The sequence below is a fragment of the Lamprobacter modestohalophilus genome, assembly GCF_016583905.1.
In the GTDB taxonomy this organism is placed as follows: Bacteria; Pseudomonadota; Gammaproteobacteria; order Chromatiales; family Chromatiaceae; genus Lamprobacter; species Lamprobacter modestohalophilus.
The window spans coordinates 45216-72069 of sequence record NZ_NRRY01000001.1 but is presented as its reverse complement, the minus strand read 5'-3'; the positions used below and the strand labels follow the sequence as shown (position 1 = coordinate 72069).

The window sequence follows — 26854 nt, the reverse complement described above, 5'->3', positions numbered from 1 at the left end:
GCCTGGTGGCCCTGAACCTACCTCAGCGAAGCCCCTCGAACCGGCAGTTAAAACAGATTTCATGCGCTTGCAGCCAGCGCGCATGCGCAGATACAGCCCTTGTCAGCGCCAATCACCCCAATGAACATCAAACACCGCGGTCAGATCTACAACATCTACGTGGTTGTTGGACTGAGCAGCCTGTTGCTGATCAGCAGTTTTTACTTCTTCGGTCTGCGGCCGCTGGTCGGCTATCTGCGGGCAACCCACACCCAGAGTCTGGAACTGGCGGTGCAGAACAGCGCCGGGCGCTTGCAGGGCATCCTGCAGCATCATGAAGATCTCGCGCGACAAGCAGCGAGCCGCACCGCGATTCGTCTCAAACAGGCTGCCTATCTGCGTGGCGAGATCAGCCGCGAGGCACTGGTCGACTTCAGTCAGCCGAAGCTCGCCGATGCCTTGCGCGCCAACGACCTCATACTCGCCATCGCCCGCCAAGGCCCGGATGGCGAGCCTCTATTCAGCGTCGGCCGGCCGGTTCCCGTGACACTAACGGCGGCCTGCATGGACGACGCGCTCCAGCAGGTGCAACGGCTGTCGAACGAAGCGGCCAAGCGCACCGGTGCGCTCGTCTATTGCTCGCCGCTCTTCGATGGCAGCGGTGAGCGCATCGGCTTCGACACCCTGATCATCAGCGATCAGGCGGTGCAGCAGTTCATCGGCGAACAGAGCCGCCCCGCCAGCCTCTTGGCGCTGGTCTCGGGCGAGCGTCAAATCAAATATTGGCCGCGCCAAACAACAACCGACCAGCCCTCTGCTGACCAAGCTGCGACTGAACAACCCACTACTGACCAGGTCCCAGCTGAGCAAGCCCCGAATGACCAGGCTCTGACGGAACAGGCTCTGACGGAACAAGCTTCGAAGGATCAGGCCCAGACAGCGCTGCAACAGTTTTTGGCATCAGGCTCGAGCGATCCACGCTTCATCATTCGCCAACAACCGCTCGAGGGGGACCGCTGGAGCCTGGTCTCAATCGTTGACGCCGAGCAATTCTATGCCCCCATCGACCAGCAGATACAGGTGTTACTGGCGACCACGGCTGGCGCCACCCTGGTCGTCTATCTGCTCACGGTGCTGTCGCTACGGCCGATTGTCTCCACCCTCGCACGCGAGGAGCATCTGCTCTCACTCTCGCGCACCGATGGACTCACCGGGCTCTACAATCACGCCTATATGCAGGAGCTGATCGATACCGAGCTCGAGCGCGCCACGCGCTATCAGCGCCCGCTGACGCTCGTGCTCTTCGACATCGATCACTTCAAGGCCCTCAACGATCAACACGGGCACCAGGCCGGCGACCAGGTCTTGATGCAGCTCGCCAAGCTGTGCCAGACGCTGATCCGCGACTCCGACAGGATCGCCCGCTATGGCGGCGAGGAATTCCTCATCATCCTGCCGGAGTTGGAGCCTGAGCAGAGTCAGCAATTCGCCGAGCGCTTGCGCCATGAGATCGAACAGGCCCGGTTCCGCTTTGGCGAGACGCCACTGCGCATCACCATGAGCATCGGTCTCGCGCATTGGAACGGACAAGGCACTCCACCCACCAAGGTCGAACTGATCCGCGCTGCCGATCGCGCGCTCTACAAGAGCAAGGAGCAAGGGCGCAACCGGGTGACGCTAGGGTGAGCGATCGCGACCATCAGCCATCGCCGCGCCTGCCTAGGCGCACCTGGCAGCATCACGCAAGCAGTTTGGTATGAGCAGCTCGGTACGAACGGCTAGGTCCAAGCCGCCAGCCCCAAGCCGCCAGCCCCAAGCGGCTAGATCCAGACGGCTAGGCCGGCCGAATCAAGCGCGCGCGATCGGCAAGATCCTGCTCGCGCTGGCGGACACGGCGCACATAGCTGGCCTGGTTCTTGGTGCAGATCAAGGTAAACGGACGCCCACGCTTATCGGTGGTCCGATCCAGATCGCACTGATCCATCTGGATTCTCTGCTCGACATGGCTACGCGCGTTTTGGGCGGCCTTGAGCTGCCAAGTCGACTCGCTCGGCGAGGCCAGAAAGCGGCTGAGGTCTTGGCAATACTGGCAACGACAGCGCAGCTCGGCCGGACGCTGCCAATCGGCGGGCGGCTCCAGTGGCTCGGCGATACGTCGCTCGAGATGCGCGAGCACCGCCTCACGCAAGCGGGCGGATGCGCTGTCCGCGGGCATCGGCACCGCTGAGTCGGCCAGGCTCAGGGCCGCCGCGAGAAGGATGGCGTCCATCGGATAGCGCTCGGGATCAGACAGACAGCGTGCTAGGGCCTGCTCGGCGAGACTCGGGTCGATCTGGTCCAAGGCCCGCAGCGTATCGGCGACCAGCCGTTGCGATGGCTTTGCGGCTCGCCACTGCGGGATGACCTCGGCCGCATCGCCATCATCAGCACCAGCACCAGCACCAGCACCAGCAACGGGCTGTGACCCAACGGCCTGTGCCGCTGCGGGCTGTGGCGCACCGGGCAAGCCGGCCAACAGAGCGGCAGCCGCCGGCCGTAGATCCTCGGCATCCAGCAGGTTCTGTTCGACACAGTGCGCCAAGAGCGCGGCACAGGCCTCAGGTACGACTCGGGCATTGCCCTTGACCAGGGCCGCCAGCAGTTCGCCGGCGCGAGCGGCGGGTACGTGGCCAAGCAGTTCGACGAGCTGGGCATTGTCGGCCTGATCATAAGCACCGGTCGCCATCCGCTCGACCACGAACTCGGCCGCCGCGGACGCATCGCCCAGCGCGCTCAAGGCGCTGAGCAAGGCCGCGCCATAGCCGGCCTTATTGGCATTCTGCGCTTGCCAGCGCTCGCGCGGCCAATCGTCGCGAATCGCCAGCGCTAGCCCATGTGCCTGCTGCCAGACCGCGTCGCCCGAGACCGCCCCGGCCGCTCGCCAACGTTCGACCAGGTCAGTCAGATAGGGCAGACTGACGCTCAGTCCCGCATCAACCAGCACCAGCGCTCGATGCGCGCGCGGCCAGAGCACCAGCGCCGCGCATTGGTAGGTGCGCTCGTAGGAGGCGCCTTCGTTGCCGGTGGCCTCCTCGAAATCGGGCTCGATGTCCTCGAAGCCATCAAAGGCATCCGGCGGGCTGACCTCATCGTCATCAAAATCCAGATGGCCCAGCTCCAGCGGCTCCCCATTGGCCGCGCGCCACTGATGGATGTAGCGGCCTTGCTCGAAGACCTCACCCACCTCCATATCCACATCACGGCCGTACCAACCGCCGGTGTACTCGGCGCTGCCCTGCTCAAAGACGGTGACCAGCCCAAGGTGCAAATCGCAGTCGGTCGCTTGCGCGGCATCCAGCACCAGACTCGCGACCGAGGCATCGACGCCCTTGAGGCTGTGAAAGCCCAACTCCGCTGGGGTATAGGCATGCTCCAGCGGCAGCACCAACTTGTGCGGCTCGCCCTGCCAGCCGCGCAGCTGTTGCGTCAGCTCCTCGCGTTGGCTGTCATGATCCGGCGGCTGCGGCAGCGGGCCACCGTCGGTGCGGATCAGGTTGTAGACCAGCGCCAGGCGATGGCCAGAGGCGATCGGCTGCACCTCATGCCGGCAGTCGGCGTAGAAGGCGGCGAAGGCGACCTCCGAGGGCTCATCGCGGCGCAGATCCAGGCGCACCTCTTGCGCCTTGTGGCGGACGATCAGCTCGCCGCCGGTGTAGAGCGAGGGCAGCACCATCACCAGGGTGGCAAACATGCCGGGCGCCTTCTCGGTATCGCGATGCGAGACGAAGAAGCTGCCGGCATCGTAGATCAGGAGCTTGTAGAGCGCGGCCTCGACCTGGCCATGCACGCCCAACCCGGTGGTGACCTGGCGCACCACCCGCTCGAGATCCCCGGCCCAGCGCCGACCGCTGAGTTGGAGCTTGGCGGCATCGATCTGCCAGGTTCGGCGCACCTCGGTATCCACCAGCGTCTCCGTCCCACGGCCGTAAGGCGCCTGCTCCGCCAGCGCAACCAGCTGCTCTGCCTGCACCGGCAACAACGGCATAGCGATCGGGCCGAGACCCTCGACCTGGAGCTGAAAGGGATGCATATCCAAGGTGCCGCTGGCATAGAACTCGCCAGGATGCTGGACCTCAGACAGGATGGCGGCGATCTGGTTGGCAAGATGGGGCATCGGAAGCGCTTCGTTGTTGGTTGGATTGGGTTGCTTGCGTTGGCGCCTGAAAGGCCCTGGCAGTGTACTTGATCGGCCCGACGGCGGCAGGTCAAGCATGGATGAAGACGATAAACGTCAAGCCATAGCGCTTGCGCGAACAGGCGCGATAAACTGCTGTCTTAGACATCGAAACGACACTCGATAAAGCCACGCCCTCTGTCTCGATGACAGACTTGAGACAAGATGTTGTGTTGGCTCGCACGAGCATCTGGATACCAGCATGAACAAAACCCTCAAACGCTTCTTACGCGGTGTAGGCAGCGTCATCGACATTGCACCGGCACCCGATCCGCAGCGTTATTTGCCACAACGCTCCGATGCCGAACTGTTGCGCACGGACCTGGAGGCGATTGGGGCAGACATGCGCCAGATCATGGAGACTGAGCGCCATGTCCGCTCATCCGCTCGACCACAGCGCTAACCCCACAGCCGAAGCCTCGGCAAACAGCACCACGCTGACGCTAGAACGGCGCGAACTGTTTATCGGTCCCCTCCCACCTCCGGATCATCATTGGCCGTCGCGCAGATAAGCAAGGATAGCTGTTGCCTGCGGGAGCTTCACTCGCTCAGCCATGATCGCTTAATGAACTCATCCGTCACGACTCGCGTCTCAACCACCTAGCAGCATGCAGCAGCAAACCCCAGCACCCAAGATGCAACCAGTGCCGACCCCAGAATTGCCCGACATCCACGCCGATCTTGCACAACGGGTGGTGGTCGACACCCGGCAGCTGGACTGGGAGCCGAGCCCAAGCGGCACGGTCTGGCGCAAGCCGCTTTACCGGCAAGGTGGCGAATTCGGGCCGGTGACCAGTCTGGTCCGCTACGCACCCGGCGGCGCCTTCGCCGAGCACAGCCATCCCGAGGGCGAAGAGATCCTGGTCTTGGACGGGGTCTTCTCCGACGAGCAGGGTGACTATCCCGCCGGCACCTTCTTGATGAATCCCGATGGCAGCCGGCACTCACCCCGCTCCGAGCCCGGCTGCACGCTGCTGGTGCGTTTGCGCCAATATCCCGGCAGTGATCGCCCGCGCTTGGTGGAGGACACCCAGGCCGCCAGCAGCTGGCGCCCCGGTCTGGTCGACGGCCTCAGCGTCCGGCCGCTGTACAGCCAGCCCGGCTATCCGGAGAGCGTGGCGCTGGTGCGCTGGGCGCCCGGCACCCAGTTTCAGCCGCACAGCCACTGGGGCGGGGAAGAGATCTTCGTGCTCGAAGGCGAATTCGCCGATGAGCAGGGCCGCTACCCGGAGGGCACCTGGATGCGCAGTCCGCATCTCAGCCGGCACCAGCCGTTCTCTGACACCGGTTGCCTGATCTATGTGCGCGTTGGTGGGCTCGATCTGATGAGCACCGATCAAGCCAAGCCCGGCCCCTGATGCTCAAGCTCATGGCCGACCATGATCAGCGACCACCAGCAGTGACCACCCTCAGCAACCACCCTCAGCGACAAGCATAAGCGCGCATGAAGACGCATGACGGGTTGCAGCCTGTCAGACCCTGCAAGTCTCCGATCAGCGGGAGGCTGCGTTGACCATCGCTCCAGCGGCAGTCTCAGCAGCAGCCTGGGTGCTGGTGTCTCTGTTGCTGTTCCTAGCCGGCTTCTGCCTTCTCCATCGGAACCTTTGGCGCGCTTGCCAAGGCTTCGTGGCCTTCGCGCTGCTGATGTCATTGGCCTGGCTGGTGCTCGGATCGCCTTGGCTGGCACTGGCCGAGGCGCTGCTCGGCGCGCTGCTGACCGGTGGCACATTGCTCTGGACGCTGCGCGGCCGCGGGGCATTGCCGCGTTTGGCGCCCGTCGATGAGACACCGCGGCGAGCCCGCCTCAGCGCCCCGCTGCGCTGGCTGCTGATCCTGAGCTGGCTGGGTCTGAGCGGCGTTGCCTTGGTCATGCTGCTCGGCCTCGACGCGCTGAGCCCGCCGACATCGACCAGCACGCTGTTGACCGCGACCGGTGTGCTGATCATGGGCCTGGGGCTCTGGGCCTTCAGCGCTCAGCGCCACCTGCTGCGCCGACTGCTGGCCTTCAACCTGCTTGGCTCCGGGGTGTTCCTGCTACTGGCCGGGGTTGCTGCGCCGGTGCCGGTGTCAATGATCGCGCATCTGGAGCCTGCTCCGATCGCCGAGGTCCGGGCGTTGATCTTCATCGGCTTGGTGGTGGCGCTGCTCGGCTCGGTGCTCGGCGCGGCGCTGTTGCTGCAACTGCATGCACAGGCTGGTCAGGTCACCTTAACGCCCATGGCGCCGCGCCACCCCGGCCGATGAATCACTTGGAATTCAGGTTAAATGCCATCTTTGGCTCTGGTCTCGCTTTAGGCAGCGGATCGGGTGGTATTGCGGATACTGGATCAAGTTCTGGTGCTGGTGCTGGTGCCGTTTCAGTTGCAGGTCGCGTTTCAGGTTCACTGAGCGGATCGAGGGTAGCTCCGAATCCAGGTTCAGAGTCGGACCTCGGCTCAAGCTCAGGTCCAAGCTCAGGCTCAGGCTCAGATCAATGAGCCCGACCCCGCTCCACCTGCTCTGGCTGCTCTTCGCGCCGCTGGCCCTCGGTCTGCTGGCTTGGGTACGCCCGCCGCGCCATAGCGGATTGGTCTTGTTCGTCGCCATGCCGCTGCCATTGGTGGCACTCTGGCTGCTGCTCGGGCTCGATGACGGGCCAATGGCGGGACAGCTGGCACTCGGACCGCTGACACTGCACTGGCGCCTAGACGGACTGGCGGCCTTGTTGTGGCTGCTGACTCAGCTGTTGCTCCTCGCCAGCGCCCTGTATGCAGCAGGCTATGTCCGCACCACGACACTCGGCCAGCGCGCCTACGCCTGGCTCTGGCCACTGATGGGCGGTCTGGCGCTGGGCCTCGGGCTGATCTGGATCGCGGCCGATCTGCTGCTGCTCTACGCCGGCCTGGAGCTGATGGGGCTCTGCGCCGTTGGCATGATGTTGCTTCCCGGCAATGCCGAGGCGCTCACCGCCGGCCTGCGCTATCTGCTGTTCGCCCTGGTCGGCTCGCTGACCTGGCTGCTCGGCATTGCCCTGCTGCTCGGCGCTTGGGGCCGACTCGATCTGGCGGGGATGGCGGGGCTGGCATCGGTCGCTCAACCTGATCCGGTGACGCAAATCGCCGTCGCGCTGCTGGCCAGCGGGCTGTTGCTGAAAGGGGCGATCTTTCCGCTGCACAGCTGGCTGGCGCCGGTGCATGGCAGCGCCTGGACCCCGGTCAGCGCGATCCACGGCGCGCTGGTGGTCAAGGCCTCGTTCTTCATCTTGCTGCTGCTCTGGCGCGCGCTGCTGCCCGAGGCCATCGCCGGCGCCTGGGCGCTTGGCCTGCTCGGCAGCCTGGCGGTGCTCTGGGGTGGGATACAGGCCTGGCGCGCCGTCGGGCTCAAGCAGCTGGTGGCCTGGTCCACCGTCGGCCAATTGGGCTATCTGATGCTGGCCTTCCCGCTGCTGGCCGGGACCAGCGCCGCCGTCGCATTGATGGCCTGGCAGGCGACCTGGCTGCAGCTCGCCGGGCATGCGTTGGCGAAGGCGGCGATGTTCATGGCCGCCGGCAATCTGCTGCTCTCGACCGGCGCGCATCGGCTCGAGGGCCTGACCGGGACCAGCCGCCGACTGCCGCTCTCGCTGATGACCTTCGGACTCGCCGCCGTCACCCTGATGGGACTGCCGCCGAGCGCCGGCTTCACCGCCAAGTGGCTGTGGTTGCAGGCCTCGTTGGCATCGGGCCAATGGCTCTGGGTGGTCGTGCTCGCGCTGGGCAGCCTGCTCAGCGCCATCTATGTGTTCCGGGTTCTGCGCTGTTCCTTCGTCGAGGACGCCCCTGAACAGGCGTTCCGCAGCCTGCCGTTGGGGATGGAGCTGATCGCCTTGGTGCTGGCGCTGGCCGCCATCGGGCTGGGTCTGGCAGCCGGCTGGCCGCTATCGTTTCTGGCGCCAGTGGGGGTGCCATGAGCACCATGAGCGCTCTGCTACCGCTGGCGACCCTGGCCAGCTCGCTCCTGACCGCAGCCGTAATCTTCATGCTGCCGGAACAGGCTGTGCGCACCCGCACCGCGCTCAACCTCGCCGCCGCGCTGATCAAGCTGGTGCTGGTGATCTGGATGGCGCGGGGCTTGGTCGCAGGCGAGGTCTATGCGGTCGAGTTTGCGGTGGTCGAGGGCCTGAGCTTCGTCTTGCGCGTAGACGCGCTCGGGCTCACCTTCGCAGGGCTATCCTCGCTGCTCTGGCTATTCACCACCATCTATGCGATCGGCTACCTCGAGGACTCGCCCAACCGTCGCCGCTTCTTCGGCTTCTTCAGCCTTTGCGTTGCCAGCACCCTGGGCATCAGCCTGGCCGGCAACCTGTTTACCCTGCTGATCTTCTATGAGCTGCTGACGCTCTCGACCTATCCGCTGGTGGCGCATCGCGGCACGCCGCAGGCATTGGCCGCAGCCACCGTCTACCTGCGCTATACGCTCAGCGCCGGCCTGGTGTTGATGATCGGCATGGTGGCCTTGCAGGTCTTGGCTGGGGATCTGCGCTTCGGTCAGCGCGAGTTCCTAGCGGCGCTGGGTCCTGAGGCTCGCCCCTGGCTGATCGGCCTGTTCTGGCTACTGACCCTCGGTTTCGGCGTCAAGGCGGCGCTGGTGCCGCTGCATGGCTGGCTACCGCGGGCGATGGTGGCCCCGGCGCCGGTCAGCGCCCTGCTGCATGCGGTGGCCGTGGTCAAGGCCGGCGCTTTTGGCATCGTGCGGCTGGTCTACGATGTCTACGGGATCGCTTTCAGCGCGTCCTTAGGCGTGCTCGATGGACTGGTGGTGATCGCCTCCGTCACCATCGTCTACGGCTCGCTACGCGCGCTAGCTCAGCAGGAGCTGAAACCCCGGTTGGCCTACTCCACGGTCAGCCAGGTCTCCTACATCGTACTCGGGATCGGGCTGTTCGGGCCGCTAGGGACCATCGCCGCGCTCGCGCATCTGCTGCATCAGGGGCTGATGAAGGTCACGCTGTTCTTCTGCGCTGGCAATTATGCCGAGGAGTTAGGGATTCACCGCATCGATGAGCTCGATGGCGTCGGTCGGCGCATGCCGCTGAGCAGCTTGGCCTTCACCATCGGCGCGCTCGGCATGATCGGGATGCCCCCGGTGGTCGGCTTCATCAGCAAATGGATGCTGGGCATGGGTGCGATGCAGGCCGAGATGCCCTGGGTCATTGCGGTGCTGGTGGCCAGCACCCTGCTCAACGCGGCCTATTTCCTGCCCATATTGAATCGCCTCTGGTTCCGCCCTGGACCGGCCCATGGGATTGGGACCTGGCCGGCTGAGCGTGCACCGAGTCGGCTCGAGACCAGCGTCTGGCTGCTGCTGCCGGCCCTGGCCACGGCATTGCTGAGCCTGCTGGCCGGGATGCTGGCGGGACTGCCGTTCAGCCCCTTGCAGTGGGCCACCCGCGTGGTCGAGCAGACCTATCTGATGCCATGACCGAGCTGAGCCTTGCACCCTTCCCTCTCCTGCGCCTGCCGCTCGCGCCTTTGCTCTTCGCAGCGCTGCTGTGGCCGCTGCTGCTGGGCCTACGCGCCGCACTCGGGGCGACGATCGGCCTTGGCCAGCTGCGCCCTCACCTAAGCCGCTCCTTAAACAAGCCACTAAACCAGCCCCTGAGCCAGCCGCTGAGCCATCCCTCGAGCCAATCCCTGCATCGGCCACTGGACTGGCTCTGGATCAGCGCGCCCCTGCCAGCACTCGCGCTCGCCGTGCTGGGTCCAGACGGCAGCCTCTGGCTGGAGGCCTGGCTACTGGGTGGCTCCTGGGAGCTTGATGACCAACGCCGCTTGCTGCTGGCCTTCAGCGCCCTGCTGTGGGGACTGGCGGGCTGTTACGCGCGCGGCTACTTTGCTGCCGAGCAGGCGCAGGCCGCAGCAGGCGACACGGACAGCCGCGCGCGCCTGCTGCGCTTCGCCCTGTTCTGGCCGCTGACCCTTTGCGGCAATCTGCTGCTGCTCGTCGCCGAGGATATCGCCAGTTTCTACCTCGGCTTTGCGCTGATGACCTTCTCGGCCTACCCGCTGGTGATCCACAGCGGCAGCCGCGAAGCGCGCACCGGCGGCTTGGCCTATCTGGTCATGGCCGTGCTCGGGGAAGGGATGATCCTGGCTGGCCTGCTGTGGGGCGCCGGGACGGGCTCGGCGCTGACCCTGTCGGAACTGCGCGCGACCCTGGCGACGGCGGACATGGGCCTCTGGATGGGCCTGTTGCTCTGGCTCGGCTTCGGGGTCAAGGCCGGGGTGATCGGTCTGCACCTGTGGCTGCCGTTGGCGCATCCGGTCGCACCAACACCGGCCAGCGCCGTGCTCAGTGGCGTGATGATCAAGGCCGGACTGGTCGGCTGGCTGAGCACGCTGCCGCTAGGCATGGCCGGTGTCGACGAGGCATTCCATTGGCTCGGACTGGCGATGCTGACCGCTGGCCTGATCGGCGCCTTCGCCGCAGCCTTATGGGGCGTCGCGCAGCACAACCCAAAGGCGGTGCTGGCCTATTCCAGCGTCAGCCAGATGGGCATGATCGCGGCTCTGATCGCGCTCGGGCTGCTGCAGCCTGACAGCTGGCCCGCGCTCAGCGTGCTGGTGCTGTTCTTCGCCGCCCACCACGGCTTGAGCAAGGGTGCGCTGTTCCTCGGGGTCGGCATCAGCGAGCAGTCGCCGCGCTTACCTGCCTGGCTGCTCTGGACGCTGCTGATCCTGCCAGCGCTATCGCTCGCCGGCGCGCTGGGCTCCGGATTGATCGCCAAGTGGGGCACCAAGAAGGCACTCGATGCCGCTGGAGAAGAGACCTTGGCCGTCTGGCTGAGCCTGGCGGCCGTCGGCACCACGCTGCTGATGGCGCGAGCGCTGTGGCGGCAATGGAGGCAGTGGCCGCGGAAACGTCACATGCCGGGCTCGAGCCAGACGAGCCAAAAGCATCACACGAGCCCCCGCCTCCCGAGCCAGCATGCACCGACGGCCGCCAATGATCGACGCCTTCTCGCACCCATGCCGCTGGCCTGGTTGATCAGCGTCCTCGCCGCGCTCAGCTTGCCGCTCTGGTTCAGCTTGCTCGCAGGCGGGATCGAAGGCGTGCTCTCAGGCCAACTCGCGGACAGGTTTGCTTGGCCTCCGCTCAGCGCGCTCCCCGCCCTGCTCTGGCCGCTGGGGCTAGGAGTGCTCCTGTCGGTCGTCTTTGGCTGGAGTCTCCACCGCGTGGCAGTGCGGCTGAGCCACTGGCTGCCCGCCGGCGATCTCTGGTGGCCATTGGCCTTCTGCGGCCGTTGGCTGTGGCATCTCGTCCGTAGAATGCTGCGGAGGCTAGCCGCCTTGCAATCAGGCTGGATCGCTTGGTGGGTTGCGCGCGAGCGCGATGGCTTGACCGGCTTGGATACACTGACGCGCGCCGAGGGCTGGCTGCGCCGTCAGTTGGCGCTGTTACTGCTGGCCGTGGCCCTAGGGTTGGCCGCGGTGCTGTTGCTCGCTGATGTCGACCACGACATCCAACGTTGGAGACAAACCCATGGAGACGCTCATCATTGAAACCGCGACCGATGAAGATATCAACGCGCGATTCATGCAATCAGCCAATCGCGGCGAGCCGCAGCGAAGGGCCTCGCAAAACGATTGCTGAAGCATTGCACAGGATCAGGAGCGCCCTTACCCTAGGCGTTGAGATGACGATGGGTTCATCGACCGCCAAGGATCGCACCGCTTCTTGTTGCCACCGAGGATCCTGTATGCCGGAGCAAGACTTGCCGAACGGGCGAATGTTCGTCGTTGGCTGCTCACGATCAGGAACCACACTGTTGTTGAGCCGGCTGGCCGGCCATCCAGCCGTTCACGCGTTTCCTGAAACCGGCCTGCTACTGCGGCTGTTCGGGATGCGCGGTATTCCAACGGCCCTAGCTCGCCTTGGACTCTCACTAGGCCGGGAGCAGAAATCACTGCGCAAAGCACTTGGCAGCATCAGTCGACTCAGTCAATCAGAGCTGAGAGACGCGAATATCTTCATTCCCAAGCGCCAGGTGTATCTTCAGGCGGCACTGAGCGCGTCCATCCACTTTTTTGACCAAGTCGCTCGCTTGCAGGGATGTTCATGGTGGGTCGAGAAGACGCCCAGACACTATTATTATGCGCATCTCATCACTGAGCAGGTTCCGAACACAAGGGTCATCCACATTGTTCGTGATGGCGCCGATGTCGTCAGATCCATCGTTGATCGCGCCCGACGCCATCCCGAGCTGTTCCCTCGACAATCAGACCCCTACTACGCTACCGCTCAATGGAATCGAGCATTAAGAGCTCACATCGGCTGCTTGGGAAAAGCCGGACACGCCTTTGTTATTTACGAGGATCTCATTACCAACCCTGAACGTGAGCTGTCCCGACTCGCACGCGAATGCGGTCTGAGTTGGCATCCCAATATTGTGGCAGGCGCCTTAAACGGAGCCTCATTTGTCGCGTCAGAGGAGATCTGGAAGCGCCATGCAATCGGCCCAATCCTAAGTGACCGCAATCCAAAAGCAACAGTCTTCGACAGGCCGACGACGAAGGCGATCACCAGTGCGCTAAACCTCAAGATCTACTGCTCCCTAGTTAAAGGAATCCGCGCCTCCTCTGCTGTCTAGCAAGTTCAATCGCCCTCGATTTCAAGGGGAACTTCTTGGATACTCTCGATGGCATCCGCTTCGCCAATCTCATCGACGACTTCTCTAACGACCTCCTTGATGGCTAACGCCGCGCCAACGCCCGCAGCGTACGCCCGAAAAAGCCCTCGCGCTTGGCTTTAACGTGATTTACCAATCGCCGAACCTGCTCGAGTTGCTCCGCCTCATGGTCATCCTCGATGAAGGATTCGATCAGATTGAGCTGTGATTCGGCCACCTCGTCCTCGCCACGGGCGCTCTCGAGCATTGCCAGCGTGCCATTGAGGTGGATCAGATCCAGGATATGGATACGATGCTGCTCGCGGTGTCCCTCCAGCAGGTCACTGGCGGCCTCGAGATCGCCCCGCATGATCAACGCACGCGCCAGATTGCAACGGGCTAACAGATAATCCGGATTCGCCTCGATGGCCTGTCGCAACAGCTGTTCCGCCTCGGTGCGCCGACGCGCCATGTGGCGGATCGAGGCGAGCATCAGCAGCGTCTGTGGATGATTGGGAAACGACGCGAGAATCGACTGCAGCTTGGACTCGCAGGCATTGAATTGAAAATCGTTATAGTCGTCACGCGCCTCATCGAGCAGGCTGTCGAGCGCTTCCAGCAAGCCGCTGTCGGTCGGCTCGCGATGCACCTCCATCTCGAAGAGCTTGATCGCCCTCAGCTCGTCACGGTCCCAGAACTCGATCAATTCATCCTCGCCGAGCTGGCCGGCCTCGCGCAGTGCCTTGAGCATTTTAAATCGGTCGTTTGAGGTGCCGATCGGCAAGCGCACCAGCTCACGCAGCACCTCGGCGACCGCGGTGTCATGCTGCTGCAACCGATGCATCAGGACCAAACTCACAGCTTGGCGCAGCGGCTCACTGCCATTGATATAAAGCGCCCGAAGATAGGCATTGGAGGCGCTAAGACCGATGAGGGTTTTTTCGGCTTGATGGGTCCGCTGCGCCTGCACCTGGTTCCGCATTGCGCTGAAGCGGCTAGCGGGTATCGCGTTGTGCATCTCGAGCGCGGAGGGAAGCAGGGTCTCGGCATCAGCGGCGGCCAAGCGGTTTTCCGCCGCCAGCGCGAACCCTGGCGACGCCTGCTCGATCTCCTGCCACAACCGTCGCGCCTGTTTGAGTTCACCGCAGCGGGCTGCGGCGCAAGCGCCCAAATGGGTCATGGTGGCCGTCGTCAGGTCTTGAACGCCTTCCCACCAGGGTGTGTCAACCGTGCGCTCGTAAGCCGTCCAAGCAGCCTCGGGCTGATCCAGCAGTAGCAGCGCGATCAACTGCGGCAGGGCCTCGTCAACCCGTCGCGCCGTCATCATGGCCAAGCGGGTGCAGAGACCGCTGGCGCCTTCGACATCCCCCAGATACAGCCGCAGACTCGCAGCCCAGCCGAGCGCGAACAGATTCTCGTCATCCCGGCGCCAGCTCTCTAAGGCGAGCGCGAGTGCCTCGTCGATGCGCTCGAGATGAAACAAGCAGGTGATCCGATTATTGCGCGCGCTGGTCAGTTCCAGGTCTTCCAAGTACCGCAACGCCTTGCTGAAGGCAAAGCCGTTCATGCAGAGCCTGGCGCGATCGAATTGGACCATCGCCGCTTCGTCTGCGCGGGTGCCGTCAACCAGGGTGCAAAGCGCCGTCTTGATCTCATCGGAGAGCGGAAAACCGTAGGGCGCCTCGCCACCGAGAGCCCGGACCTGCTCGGCAACGCGTTCAGCAAGCATCAAGCAATGGCCCTCGACGGCATAGACCAGCAGCTGCTCTTGCGCGAACAGACTTTGGGGATGGCGATCGGCCCAGTCGTGCACGACGACGGCAGCAAATTGTGACCCCTGCCCGCCGCGCAAGGCCTTGATCAGGAGGCCCTGCGCGCCGCCATGATCAGGAAAACGCTGCACCAACTGCTGCACGCGCTCAATGGCCTTGGCAAAGTCCTCAGCCTCCAGCAGACGCTCGATGGCGCGCAGCTGTGCGGGCTCAGGCCGCAGATGCGGACTCGTCTTGCGCTTGCTAGAGCGCTTGGGTTTGTTTTTAGGTGTCTTTTTGGACATGCTGTGTCTTTGCGAATGGATCACGGCGTCGCGGTCCAGCCCGACTGGCGCGCGGCGGCGTTCATCCAACAGATGAGGTGATTATGACAGCCGACATCATCGGCCATTGCTGGCACTGCGGCACTGATCTGACGCGCGCCGACTACGGGCGTGAGAATCACTGCTTGAGCTGCGGCAAGGCGACGCGCGCTTGCCGCAATTGTCGTCTCTATCAACGCGGGCGTCCCAATGATTGCCTCGAGCCCCTGGCCGAGCCGATCGCCGATAAGGTCCGCGCCAACTTCTGCGAGCATTTCGATCCCGCACCGCGGCCCTCAGCGTCCCCGGTCCCGAGCAGTACGCAGGATGAAGACCACCTACGTCAAGCCGCCGAATCCTTGTTCAAGTAGCCACTGGCGTCCCCGGTTGGTCAGTCGATACTGCTGTAGCCGGCTCTTGGGCTTGTCGGGAATCGTCATCTCGATCAAGCCGGCGGTTAGCGCCGGCTGCAGGTAGCGCTCGCGGAAGGATTTACGATCTTGTCGTCCGAGCGCAGCCTGCAACCCTTCTCGGCTCATCTCGCCCTGGATGACCTGTAGCAGCTTGCCGACTTGGGGGGTTACTTGGGGGGTGACTTGAGGGGTCGCGCCCGTCATCGCCGCCAAGATCATCCGCAGCATGAAGACGATGAACGGCGCCGAATCGGTTTGCTCGGTGCTCTCTTGCAGGGCTTGGTAATACTCGCCCTGATGCTCGAAGATCAGGCTCTCCACCGGCAGATCAGCAAACAGCGGATTCCAGTGCGCGAGGGATTCCCTCGCGCTCGGCACGCATGATAACCGCCCGAAATGCCCCAAAGCTGTGCTCAGGAAGCGTCGCCCGCAAGTCAGCCAACGTAAACAAGGTCTGACCTTCGCTGGCGAGATGCGCGAGCACGCGAGCGAGGTGTTTGATTGGCTGCATCGGCTGATCGGTCAACGCTTTGTTACGAAAAGTGTCACAAAGCATGGGCCTTTTGGTCGCCAATCAGCAAACCCGATCCAACATCAGCAGCAGCGCCGGCGGATCATCAACCAACACATAAGCCCAGCGCCCATGCTCGCCGAGCTGGTTCATCGCCTGCACCCAGCGCTCGGCCGCCTTGGCCTTGATGTCGGCATCATCGTTGTACTGCCCCTTGGTCTCGATGATCAGCTGTAGCCCATTGCTCAAGACCGCGATGAAGTCGGGCAAATAGCTCGCGACCAAGGCCTGTTTGCGATAGGGGATCAGGAAGCCAAGGTGGTCGTTCTTCACCCAGCGCAATACGGCCGGGTGGATGTCGAGCGCAAACCCAGCGCTCTGCTCCCACTTCTTGGTATCCGCCACCATCGCGTTCAGGTGGCACTTCTCGACCGGCGAGGTCGGCTTGGTGCTATGGAAATCGACGAACGCGGTGCTCCCCTGCCCGCTAGCGCCACGCGGAATCACCGGCAGCTCCCGAAGCTGCTGATCGGCACCGCGCTTGATCGCCTCGTACAGCGTCCACACCGCGGCTTGCGTGTAGTGCCCGGCGGCGAGGAGATCACAGGGCTGACTGTCGCCCTTCAGGACCAGCTTGGAGCGATCGCTCAGGAACCGCTGCGCCGCGCTCAAGACCTGCTGAAACAGCGGCAAGACCGGCACGGCGTCCCGCCCATGCTCCTCTTGCCAGACGCGGCAGACCTCGCGCGCGAGCCGAAACGCCACCTGCTGATCGCGCCAGCGGGTGCGCCACTCCGTCAGCGATAGCCGTGGCTGCTGGCCTGGCCCAAAGGCCGAGAGGGCGCCTTCCGGCGCCGTCAACGAGGTCATCTTGACGGTCTGCGGGATCTGCATCGGGTCCAGCGTGACTTGCGCCACCTGTGCCCAGTCGAGATGCACCTGCAGGCTGCCACTCGGCTGGTAGCCGGTGATGATCGGAAAGTCGATCCGATACTGGTCTTTCTCGGGCACAGCGAAGATGTGCTCTGGCTCCGGGCGCTCCGGCCCCTCGCGACGCTTGCGCACCTTGAACGGCACCAGCTCGAACGGCACGCCAAAGACCTTGGCGGTCTCTTCCGCGAACTGATCCGAGCCATCTTCACGCACCGCATAGCTTTGGCGCCGCAGCGCACGCCCCACCACCTGCTCGCACAGCAGTTGCGAGCCGAACGGACGCAGACCGACGATGTGCGTGACGGTATTCGCGTCCCAGCCTTCGGTCAGCATCGCCACCGAGATGATGCAGCGAATATCACGCCCCGGCGGGATGCGCTCATCGATCCAGCGCAGGCTGCCATCCTCCTCATCGTTGGCGACCTTGTCATTGTGCTTGCGCACCAGCTCGGCCCAGTCCTCCGGTACCTTGTCGCCCGGCCATGTCGGCTTGCCGATGCTATCCAGGATGAAGCGCAGCCGGCGCGTCTCGTCTTTGGTGCCACCGGCCTCGATGTCCTCGATCACGCGCGAGTCGATGCGCACCGTGACCTCTTCACCGGGGCGATTGCGAAACCAGTCCGGTGCCTCGCCATAGCCGCCCTCACCTTGCGCCAGCCACGCATAGACGGCCTTGGCCAGACGTGTATCCCGACAGACGACGATGAAGACCGGCGGCACCGGATGCTTCTGGCGCCGCTTCGAGCGCTGCTCCCAGTCCTGAAAGCGCGTGAACCAGTCCTGCGCCAGCAGAATGATCGGCGTGCTGGCATAGGTCATCACCAGCTCTGGGGTCAGCGTCGTCCCCAGCCCTTCCTGCTCAGCGCGCTGCTGCACCCAGCGCCAGATATTGAAGTAGGCCGCCTCCTTGTCGCCGCTTTGATCCTGCGTCGGCAGTTGCGGGATCTTGACCAGACCGGACTCGATCGCATCCAGCAGCCCGAAATCGGAGACCACCCAGGGAAACGGCCGCCCGACCTCGTTACCCGAGCCTTGGATGTAGAACGGCGTGGCCGAGAGATCGATGCAGCGACAGAGGCCCCGCTTGCCCGACTTGCCTCCACCGGCCAGGGTATTGATCCGATCCAGCCCCTCGATCCAGACCGTCGCCTCGCGCTCGTTCTTCACCGCCAGCGCGCTGTCGTCATCCAGCGCGACCTGCTCCTTGGCATCGAGCTGCCCGCCGCGACGATAGGCGTGATGCGCCTCGTCGTTGAACACCATCCACTGCGCCGCGCGGCCCCGTCCCGAGCCCAGCTCCTGACGGATGCGTTTGAGCCAAGCGCGATCGGACTCGAGGTATTTGACCTCGCAGGTCTCGTTCGCCTTGCCCGCGTTCTTCATCACCGCCACCGGCTCGCCGGTCTTGACTACCCGTGCGGGCTGCTGATGGACGCTGCTGGTCTCCTTCTTCGCCAGCCGATGCCAATTCGCGATCATCACCTCGCCCCGGCGTAGCTCCTCCATCCGATGCGCGGGTACCAGCTGGCGTGTGCGGTAGAGGCTCAGATCCCCACGCGCAGGGTCCAGCTCCTGCAGCCGCTCGCGGATGGTGACGTTGGGGCAGACGATCAAGATGATGTCGGTAAACCGATCATCTTTCGGCGCCGCGACCCGGTTCAGAATCGACCAGGCCGCGAGCATGCCTATCACCGTCGTCTTGCCAGTACCGGTCGCCATCTTGCAGGCGTAGCGCAGAAAGTGGCGCGCGCCTTGGGCCTTGGCCTCCGCACCCGGCTCGTCGAGCGGGAGCTTGGGCAGTCCCTGCTGATAGGGCGCTGCCGCTTCGGTGAGAAAAAGGATCGTCTCCGCCGCCTCGATCTGGGCGAAGAACAACCGCTGGTGCCGATCCGGCGAGCGCCACAGGGCCAGCAGCTCGCGCGTCACCGGGCTGGCGCCCTCGTAGCAGCGCCCGGTCCGCTCGCCCTCGCGCCAGGCTTGCAAGCGTTGGCGCAGCTGGTTGACCAAGTCCAGCGGTTCTTCCTGCCCGACCTCGGTCTCGCCGAATAGGTCTTTCGGCTTGGCGACCTTGCGGCCCCGCTCGGCGCGCTCCGGCACCCGGAAAAAGTAGCTCGCCGGCCGCCGCCCCGCTGCCTTCACCGGCTCGCGGTTCTTGCGGATCTCCCAGTGAACATGCGGCTCCTCGAACGCAGAGTTGATGATCGGCGATTCGACCTCCAGCGGCCCCCGCGCACTGCGCTCGACCGCCGCCATCAGTGCCGCGCCTCGTCTGCGCGGCGCACCGCCATCAGCTCGTTGCCGCGCTCATCGATCACCTTGACCGCGACACAGCGCTGTGCGCCCAAGGTGAAGGGCTCGGACTCGGCCCCTGCCAGATGCTCCCAGACACTGGCATCGAACGCTGCCTTGAGCGACTTTTGCAGATTGTCCCAGGCCGCGGTGCGCGGGAAGAACACCTGCGAGGCGCAGAACACCAGGCCGTTGTAGTCGGTATCCAACATCCAGCAGGGCAAATGCTCAGCCGCCACCGACTCGGTCTCCAGGGTGTCGGGGCGGAAGGTATCCAGGCCCAGCATCCGCAGCCGATAGAGCGGCTCACCGGTGGCGGTCGCGCCAGCCGTCTCCAGGCGCGCATCCGGCAGCCCGGTGATCGAGAACAGCTGATCGGTCTGGCTGGTCTTGAGCAGATCGCTCATCACCACATCGGGGGTGACATTGATGTAGGTCGCCGGGATGCGCAGTCGGCGCTGATCCGAGACCAGCTCGCGCGCCTTGGCCTCGATGGCGAAGCCGAACAGATAGAGTTGGTCGTAGCGCAGGAAATGGGCATCGCTCGCGGCATCAAAGACGAACTGCGAGTCGATCGCGCCGTTCTCGGGACCGAAGACGATGGCGATGCGTTGGGGTTGAGCCTTGAGCTGAGTTTCGGGCTGACGCTCAGGTTGAGTCTGACGCTGGGGCTGGGGCTGATCCGACTCGGCGCTGTTGATCGCGCTGATGGCTTCGGCATGCAGGCGCTCGCCATCGGCGACCGGTCGCACGCCCTCCAAGTCCAGGCTCTGATTGCCGGGCAGTCGCAGCCGATGCGCGCGCCGCAGCACCTCGATCATGCGATCGATGTAGGCACGCGGGTTCTCGTACTCAGCCGGCCGCGCCTCGCGGTCCTTGGTCTGGTCGAGCGGCGCGGGCTCGCTGTCCAAGGTCGCCGCAGCCTGGATCGTCGCCTCGACCGTGAACGGACCACAGACGCGGGTAATCTTGGCGTTCTGCTCCGGGCGATCGACCAAGGTGACCGTCTCCGGCTCCTCATCGTTGGCGATCGACTTGAGCGTGATGCGTGGCACCAGGCCACCGACCTCCTCGCCCTTCCTGTTCTGCTTGCGCGCGTAGCGGAAACCGGCGGCGGGACCGCGCGTGGGTTCTTTCAGCTCATGCCAAGGAAAGGTCGCCGTCAGCAGCCGTTGCCGAGCCAGCGCCAGCGGCACGCGGGAGGTATCGCAGGTGATCCAACGCCGGCCCCAGTGCTCGGCGACGTAGGCGGTGGTGCCCGAGCCGCAGGTTGGGTCGAGGACGAGATCGCCTGGGTCGGTGGTCATCAAGAGGCAGCGTTGGATGACCTTGATATTGGTTTGAACTACGTAGAGTTTGTCAGCAGCAAAACCTGCAACTCCCGTATCGTCCCATCGGTTTGTTAAGGTATAGACTGGAAAATCAGAAAAATAACGAACATAGTAAAGACCAGTACCGGTTGATTCTAGCCGTCTAGCCTTATCCAAGTTCTTAAAACCAGCCTTTCCAGTCTTCCAGTAACCACGCTTCGGGCGGTATTCATTTCCATCAAAAAGAACAGGGAAACTGCCCGGAGGCCTTTGACTAGTTAGGTTGTCAATTCTGTAAATTCGAGAGCTTGCTGGCAGCAATTCGGTATCTAATCTTTCTTCCTTTGTTAGAGACCTACGCTGCCCATTTGGCAATTCAACTTTACTGTATGCGCTATCTCCTGCCTCACCCCACTTCTTTGCCTTGTATAAGCTATTATATTTAATCTTATTCTTGTCCTTACAATACCAGAGCAGATAATCCGCAGTTGATGGTAACAGATCTGATGTGGCGCTTGAAGTTTTAGAAAATGTTATCAACGCAACAAAATTATCTGCCAATAGAACCTCATCCATCACCTCCCGCACATGATGAAGATTCTCATCCGAGATCTGCACGAAGACGCTACCACTCTCGGTCAGCAGCTCCCGCGCCAGCAGCAGCCGATCGCGCAGATAGCTCAGGTAGGAGTGCAAGCCCAGCTCCCAGGTATCACGATAGGCCTTGACCATCTCCGGCTCGCGGATCATCTCGGCATCCTGGCCGTGCTTGACGTCGCGCTTGCGCACGAAGGGCTGAAAATTGGAGCCGAATTTCACCCCATAGGGCGGGTCGATGTAGATCATCTGCACCTGACCGCCGAGCCCCTCGTACTCCAGCAGTGAGTTCATCACCTGCAGCGAGTCGCCGAGGATCAGCCGGTTGGTCCAGGGGCCTTGGTGCTGGTAGGCGTCGAGCTTATCGGCCAGATCCAGCTGCGGATCACCAAACAGATCGAGATTTTGGCCAGCCGACTTGTAGCGTTGCAGGCGCTCCAGGATGGCGCGGGTGGAATGGCGCTCGTGGACGAACAGCGGCACCGTCGGCACGCTGATCTGGTGGCGCTCGGCCTTGCCGGCCCAGTTCAAGAACGGCTGGGTCAGGCTCTTGAGGCGAGCGGCGCATTCGCGGGTGGAGCGAAACAGCTCGCCGCTCCCCAACCAGCGTTGCGGCTCGGCAAACACCTGCTGCTCGCCCTGCTCGGCGGCAGCGGTGATCAGCGTCAGCAGCCAGTCGGCCAGGTCGCGCTCGGCGCTCTCGTCCCAGCACAGCTCCGGTGCCAGACTCGAGTCGTAACGGTAGCGCTTGGGTGAGCGGTGCTGGCTGAATTGATCCTGGATGCCGACATCGGGGCGCTGCTTGGCCAGCTTCTGATGCCGGTAGGTGCCGAAGGCGCCGTGATCTGCGAGTTGAGCGCTGGCGCTCGGCGTCTTCTGCTGCGCAATCGCATCAACGGCGGTTCCGGTTTTGGCAGCGGTTCCAGTATCAGCGTCGGCATCGGCTCCGGTTTTGGCATCGGCATCGACGTCAGCTTTGGCGTCAGCGGACGCTGCCAGCTCCGGGACGCTATCCACAGGCGCTGCTGCCGATGTTGACGAAGCCTCCGCGCCGCATCGAAAGACCGAGCCGCCGCGACCTCGCCCGCGACCAAGGATGCCGTCGGAAACCAGTGCTTCGCGGATCGCCTGCACCGCCTCTTGGGTGACCGGCTCCCCGGTTGCGTTGACGCTGCCCTGTATCGCGCGGAACAGCTTCAGATTACCGATACTGGAGCCATCCGCCGGAACAGCGGCGAGGATGGCGTCGCGGAGCGATGTCGACATGATGCGGTCCTTGTTTGATCCTTCTCTTGCAAGCTGCAAGCGATGTGTACAGCCGGCTGTGCGAGCGTTGCAATCCCTGCATCATATCTGGTTTAACTCAAGCCAACGAGCTGCCCTTTAGCCTCAGGCGCGAAGCCGTGGTTCGGACCGTCGCCTCCAGTCATCAAAGTCAGCTTGAATCAAGCAGCCTCATCAAGAGAATGCTTGACCACCAACGGAACCTGAATCGGAACAAAGCGCGTTGCGGAATAAAGGTAATCTTTGCCGCTCTCATCAATCACTCGTATGTCACCATCTGCCGCCGCTTCTTCATCGGGAAGGACTTTGTAGATCTTGTGACGTTCGAGGGAGGCAGGATAGTCAGCGTTGTCCAAGCAAACGACGTAAGCTGCCAGAGTGTTAGGATCTTGGGTCATGGTCATTCTATGTAGCCTTTGCGTTTCATCTCTCGTCTACCAATACCATGCGCCTCGTACCAATGCAGCTCAGCCATTCGTTCTCGGCCATTCTGCAGACGAGCTAGAGTGAGGATGTGACAGCTCCGGCAAACGCTCGATCTCGACAGTCTGGGTCGGGAAGGCAAACTTGACCTCGAGCCGTTCGGCGAGGCGGACGATCTCGAGCAGCACACGTTGGCGCTCGATCAATTCGGCCGACCAGTCCGGAACCTGCAGGAAGAAGTAGAGCATGATGTCGAGGCTGCTCGGCGCGAAATCATTGAGCACAACGTGGAAATAATCCTTGCGCGTGCTGGGCGTTGCCATGATCACGGCCTTGATGCCCTCAACGAAGGCCTCGACACGCTCTGGCGGCGTGTCGTAGCGGATCGCCAGCCTGGTGTAGACGCGCCGATAGGTGCGCCGCCCCATGTTGTCGATGGTCGCCGTCATGGTGGATGAATTGGGCACCGAGAGCTCCGAATCATAGAAGGTGCGGATGCGGGTGCTGCGGAAGCCGATGTCCTCGACCGTGCCTTCGACGCCGTTGAGCTTGATCCAGTCGCCGATTGCGAATGGCCGATCGAGCATGATCGCGATCGAGCCGAGCAGATTGGCCAAGGTCTCGCGGGCGGCAAGCGCGATTGCCAAGCTGCCAACGCCAAGACCGGTCAGCACCGAATAGGCGGGTAGACCGATCCGGTCGGCGGCATCGATCACCATCGCGGCGATGGCGATGACGATCAGGAGCTTGAAGCCAAGACGCAGCAGCTGACTATCGATACCGCGCGACCGCAGGCGACGCGAGCGAATGATGACCTCTGGGATACGGCTGAAGACAACCGCGACCAGCCAAGCCAGCAGCGAATACTCGATGACGACGAAGACCCGCGCGATGCTTTGTAGCATCGACCCCGTAAAATTGATCTGCCAGCCAATCAGCGCGTGGACGCCAACAGCCAGCAACAGCGCGAGCACCAATGCCGCCATCGTGCGCCAGCGGGTCTCTCGACCGAGCTTGGCCTTGGCACGGCGCTCGGCGCGACGCGCGAGTCGATAGACCAATAGCGCGATGGCAATCGCACCGATGACAGCAACCGCAGCAGCGAGCCACTGCCAGACCGCCTGCCCAAGCCATTCTCCAGCGAGCCAAGGCGGCAGTGCTTGATTGTCGGCCCAGGTGAAATCGATCCCGGTGCCAGGCGTCAGCGTATAGGCGCGATAGATCCCCGGCGTCGAACCCTGCTGCAGGTAAGGCAGATCCTCAACACTGGCAAAGAAGTCCTCAGCCCGGTCGACGGTATCAACGCTGAACAGCCAGGCCCCCGCGCGTGGCCCTTCTTGGACCTGTTGCAGCAGTATCTCGGTATTGGGTATCCGCCATTGGGTCAAGTCCTCGCGCTCGACCTGCTCGGCATCCGGAATACTGGCATAGGGCGGCAGACCAACGCGGTCGATGACCTCTTTCAGCAAGAGCGCAACCTCGACCCCGACACCCTCCGTAAAGGCCCGCGGTACCTCGCTGAGGTCCAAGGTCCGCACCGCGCGGCGCAATGGCTGAATGGTCTCTCGGCCCGGCTGCTCGGGGTCCTTGCCGATCAGATAGACGCGGTCCAGATTCAGGATCAGGCTGGTAATGGTCGCCCTTGGGCTGGAGGTATCGGGTGGGCGCAGCGGGTTGATCGCGGGCGCGATCGCAGTCGGCAGCCGATCACCGAACTCCTCGGCGAGCAGTGGCTGCCCCGCTAGCGGCAACCACAAAAAGAGCGCAAAGAGCAGCCCCAGGGCGGCGAAGCACAACGGAGGGCGAGGCTGAGCCCAATGATAGAACTGATCAAATCGAGCCAAGCTCACTCAAGACTCCTAACATCCGCGCTGAATCAACCCAGGATTCTAACCCGATTCAGCCGGCGCCGAAGGCGGCGTCGGCAAGCTTGCCGAACCGCCAAACCTACCTTGCAGCCGCCCATGCGCGCTCTCGTGCATCGACAACAGGGACGGAATCACCAGCAGGACCAGTAAGGTTGCGAAGCCGAGGCCAAACGCGAGCGAGGTCGCCATCGGGATCAAGAACTGCGCCTGATAGGAGGTCTCGAACAGCAGGGGTGTGAGACCGGCGATGGTGGTGAGCAAAGTCAGCAGCACGGCGCGCAGGTGCTGGCAGAACCAATCTCATCAACGACTTCTCTAACGACCTCCTTGATGACTAACGCCGCGCCAGCGAACGCAGCGCACGCCCGAAAAAGCCCTCGCGCTTGGCTTTAATGCGCTTGACCAATCGCCGAACCTCCTCGAGTCGGTCCGCCTCATGGTCATCCTCGATGAAGGATTCGATCAGATTGAGCAGTGAATCCGCCACCTCGTCCTCGCCGCGGGCGCTCTCGAGCATCGCCAGCGTGCCATGAAGCTGGATCAGATCCAGGATATGGATACGATGCTGCTTGCGCTGTCCCTCCAGCAGGTCACTGGCGGCTTCGAGATCGCCCCGCATGATCAACGCACGCGCCAGATTGCAGCGGGCTAACAGATAATCCGGATTGGCCTCAATAATCTGCCGCAACAACTGTTCAGCCTCGGCGCGCCGACGCGCGATGTGGCGGATCGAGGCGAGCATCAGCAACGTCTGTGGATGATTGGGAAACGACGCCAGAATCGACTGCAGCTTGGACTCACAGGCCTCAAATTGATACGCGTTATAGTCTTCATGCGCCTCATCGAGTAGGTCGTCGAGCGCGTCCGGCAAGCCGCTGTCGGTCGGCTCGCGATGCACCTCCATCTCGAAGAGCTTGAGCGCCCTCAGCGTATCACCGTCCCAGAACTCGACCAATTCATCCTCGCCGACCTGGCCGGCATCGCGCAGCGCCTTGAGCACGCTGAAGCGCTCGTTTTGCGTCCCGATCGGCAAACGCACCAGCTCACGCAGCACCTCAGCGGCCGCCTTGTCGTGCTGCTGCAGTCGATGCATCAGCAACAGGCTGACGACTTGGCGCAGTGACTCATCCCCATTGATCGCCAGCGCCCGCAGGTAGGCATTGGAGGCGCTGATACCCCACAGGTTTTGTTCAGCCTGCTTGGACTGACCCGCCTGCGCCTGCGCGCGCAGCGCGTTGAGACGGCCAACCGGTAGCGCATTGTGCATCTCGAGCGCAGCAGGCAGCAGGCTCTCGGCATCGGTGGCGGCCAAAAGGTTCGGCGCCGCCAGCCTAAAACTCGGCGATGCCTGTTCGATCTCCCGCCACAGCCGTCGCGCCTGTTTGAGCTCACCGCAACGGGCTGCCGCGCAAGCGCCCAGATGGGTCATGATGGTCGTCGTCAGTTCTTGAATCCCCTCCCACCAGGGGGCTTCGACCGCACGCTGATAGGCCGCCCAGGCGGCCTCGGGCTGATCCAGCAGCAGCAGCGCGATCAACTGCGGCAGCGCCTCGTCGACCCGTCGTGCCGTCATCATCGCCAAGCGGGTACAGAGACCGCTGGCACCGTCGACATCGCCTTGATAAAGCCGCAGGCTTGCGATCCAGCCGAGGGCGTACAGATTCTCGTCATCCCGACGCCAGCTCTCTAAGGCCAGGGCGAGTGCCTCATCGATGCGCTCGAGATGAAACAAGCAGGTGATCTGATTATTGCGAGCGCTGGTCAGATCCAAGCCTTCCAGATACCGCAACGCCTTGCTGAAGGCAAAGCCGTTCATGTACAGCCGTGCACGATCGAATTGGACCATCACCTCGCCATCGACACGCGTGCCATCGATCGCGGTGTAGAGGGTGGTCTTGATCTCATCAGAGAGCGGGAAATGAGTGAGTCCCTGGCCGCCACCCAAGGCGCGGACCTGTTCGGCAACCCGGTCGGCAAGCAGCAAGTACCCACCCTCCATGGCATGGGCGAGCAAGTGCTCCTGCGCGACCAGACTCTGAGGACGCCGCTCGGCCCAGTCAGATGCGGCAACGGCGGCGAACTGTGCGCCCTGCCCATCGCGCAAGGCTTCGACGAGCAGCGCCCAGGCGCCACTATGATCGGGAAAACGCTGCACCAGCTGTTTGGCGCGCTCAATGGCCTTGGTAAAGTCTTTAGCCTCCAGCAGCCGCTCAATGGCGCGCAGTTGCGCGGGCTCGGGCTGCTGACGCGAACTTGTCTTGCGCTGACTAGCGCGCTTCGGTTTGTTTTTAGGTGTCTTTTTCGACATGCTGTGTCTTTACGGACTGATAGTGG

At 63.3% G+C, this 26854-nt stretch carries 17 protein-coding genes and 1 pseudogene; 9 read left to right on the top strand and 9 right to left on the bottom strand.

What is annotated here, in order from left to right; all coding sequences use genetic code 11:
* The first annotated feature begins 120 nt into the window (after positions 1 to 120).
* Positions 121 to 1665, top strand: a complete 1545-nt coding sequence (locus CKO42_RS00310; RefSeq protein ID WP_200236399.1) for a GGDEF domain-containing protein — start codon at positions 121 to 123, stop codon at positions 1663 to 1665.
* Positions 1666 to 1813: 148 nt separating this feature from the next.
* Here the strand turns inward: CKO42_RS00310 and CKO42_RS00305 are convergent, their stop codons facing one another.
* On the bottom strand, positions 1814 to 4132 hold the full coding sequence (locus CKO42_RS00305; RefSeq protein ID WP_200236396.1) for a 2OG-Fe(II) oxygenase: 2319 nt from the start codon (positions 4130 to 4132) through the stop codon (positions 1814 to 1816).
* 262 nt (positions 4133 to 4394) lie between these two features.
* Between CKO42_RS00305 and CKO42_RS00300 the strand changes: the two genes are divergently transcribed.
* From CKO42_RS00300 to CKO42_RS00270, 7 genes are all read left to right on the top strand, one after another.
* Positions 4395 to 4595, top strand: coding sequence for a hypothetical protein (locus CKO42_RS00300; protein WP_200236393.1), 201 nt, complete (start codon positions 4395 to 4397; stop codon positions 4593 to 4595).
* A 256-nt stretch (positions 4596 to 4851) separates the two neighbouring features.
* Positions 4852 to 5550, top strand: coding sequence for a cupin domain-containing protein (locus tag CKO42_RS00295; protein WP_420844251.1), 699 nt, complete (start codon positions 4852 to 4854; stop codon positions 5548 to 5550).
* A 151-nt stretch (positions 5551 to 5701) separates the two neighbouring features.
* The gene (locus CKO42_RS00290; RefSeq protein ID WP_200236389.1) at positions 5702 to 6436 is read left to right on the top strand and encodes a hydrogenase subunit MbhD domain-containing protein; all 735 of its coding nucleotides are present in this window, start codon (positions 5702 to 5704) and stop codon (positions 6434 to 6436) included.
* A gap of 229 nt (positions 6437 to 6665) precedes the next feature.
* Positions 6666 to 8120 carry a complex I subunit 5 family protein gene (locus CKO42_RS00285; protein WP_200236386.1) on the top strand — a complete coding sequence of 485 codons (1455 nt, stop codon included), beginning with the start codon at positions 6666 to 6668 and terminating at the stop codon, positions 8118 to 8120.
* A gap of 5 nt (positions 8121 to 8125) precedes the next feature.
* Positions 8126 to 9631 carry a complex I subunit 5 family protein gene (locus CKO42_RS00280; RefSeq protein ID WP_420844247.1) on the top strand — a complete coding sequence of 502 codons (1506 nt, stop codon included), beginning with the start codon at positions 8126 to 8128 and terminating at the stop codon, positions 9629 to 9631.
* The gene (locus CKO42_RS00275; RefSeq protein ID WP_200236380.1) at positions 9628 to 11712 is read left to right on the top strand and encodes a complex I subunit 5 family protein; all 2085 of its coding nucleotides are present in this window, start codon (positions 9628 to 9630) and stop codon (positions 11710 to 11712) included. Before CKO42_RS00280 ends, CKO42_RS00275 begins: the two co-directional genes overlap by 4 nt.
* 197 nt (positions 11713 to 11909) lie before the next feature.
* The gene (locus CKO42_RS00270; RefSeq protein ID WP_200236377.1) at positions 11910 to 12800 is read left to right on the top strand and encodes a sulfotransferase family protein; all 891 of its coding nucleotides are present in this window, start codon (positions 11910 to 11912) and stop codon (positions 12798 to 12800) included.
* Between the two features lie 103 nt (positions 12801 to 12903).
* Here the strand turns inward: CKO42_RS00270 and CKO42_RS00265 are convergent, their stop codons facing one another.
* The gene (locus CKO42_RS00265) at positions 12904 to 14874 is read right to left on the bottom strand and encodes a tetratricopeptide repeat protein (protein WP_200236374.1); all 1971 of its coding nucleotides are present in this window, start codon (positions 14872 to 14874) and stop codon (positions 12904 to 12906) included.
* Between the two features lie 83 nt (positions 14875 to 14957).
* Here CKO42_RS00265 and CKO42_RS00260 point away from each other — a divergent pair, with 83 nt between their 5' ends.
* Positions 14958 to 15263 (top strand): hypothetical protein, encoded by a 306-nt coding sequence (locus CKO42_RS00260; protein ID WP_200236371.1) that lies wholly within the window; start codon positions 14958 to 14960, stop codon positions 15261 to 15263.
* Here CKO42_RS00260 and CKO42_RS00255 read toward each other — a convergent pair.
* The 7 genes and pseudogenes from CKO42_RS00255 to CKO42_RS00225 form a co-directional block, all read right to left on the bottom strand.
* On the bottom strand, positions 15231 to 15683 hold the full coding sequence (locus tag CKO42_RS00255) for a Fic family protein (RefSeq protein WP_200236368.1): 453 nt from the start codon (positions 15681 to 15683) through the stop codon (positions 15231 to 15233). The genes CKO42_RS00260 and CKO42_RS00255 overlap by 33 nt on opposite strands.
* Positions 15684 to 15879: 196 nt before the next feature.
* Positions 15880 to 19002 carry a BPTD_3080 family restriction endonuclease gene (locus CKO42_RS00250; RefSeq protein ID WP_200236365.1) on the bottom strand — a complete coding sequence of 1041 codons (3123 nt, stop codon included), beginning with the start codon at positions 19000 to 19002 and terminating at the stop codon, positions 15880 to 15882.
* Entirely contained in the window at positions 19002 to 22211 is a 3210-nt protein-coding gene (locus CKO42_RS00245; protein WP_200236362.1) for a site-specific DNA-methyltransferase, read from the bottom strand. The genes CKO42_RS00250 and CKO42_RS00245 overlap by 1 nt, the downstream gene beginning before the upstream one ends.
* 179 nt (positions 22212 to 22390) lie before the next feature.
* Positions 22391 to 22633: a hypothetical protein gene (locus CKO42_RS00240; protein WP_242479016.1), complete on the bottom strand. Its 243-nt coding sequence runs from the start codon at positions 22631 to 22633 to the stop codon at positions 22391 to 22393.
* A gap of 63 nt (positions 22634 to 22696) precedes the next feature.
* Positions 22697 to 24496, bottom strand: coding sequence for a mechanosensitive ion channel family protein (locus CKO42_RS00235; RefSeq protein WP_242479015.1), 1800 nt, complete (start codon positions 24494 to 24496; stop codon positions 22697 to 22699).
* 45 nt (positions 24497 to 24541) lie between these two features.
* Positions 24542 to 24811, bottom strand: a pseudogene (locus tag CKO42_RS00230) (hypothetical protein); the annotation flags it as partial.
* A 43-nt stretch (positions 24812 to 24854) separates the two neighbouring features.
* Positions 24855 to 26828 carry a tetratricopeptide repeat protein gene (locus tag CKO42_RS00225; protein WP_200236356.1) on the bottom strand — a complete coding sequence of 658 codons (1974 nt, stop codon included), beginning with the start codon at positions 26826 to 26828 and terminating at the stop codon, positions 24855 to 24857.
* Between the last annotated feature and the right edge of the window lie 26 nt (positions 26829 to 26854).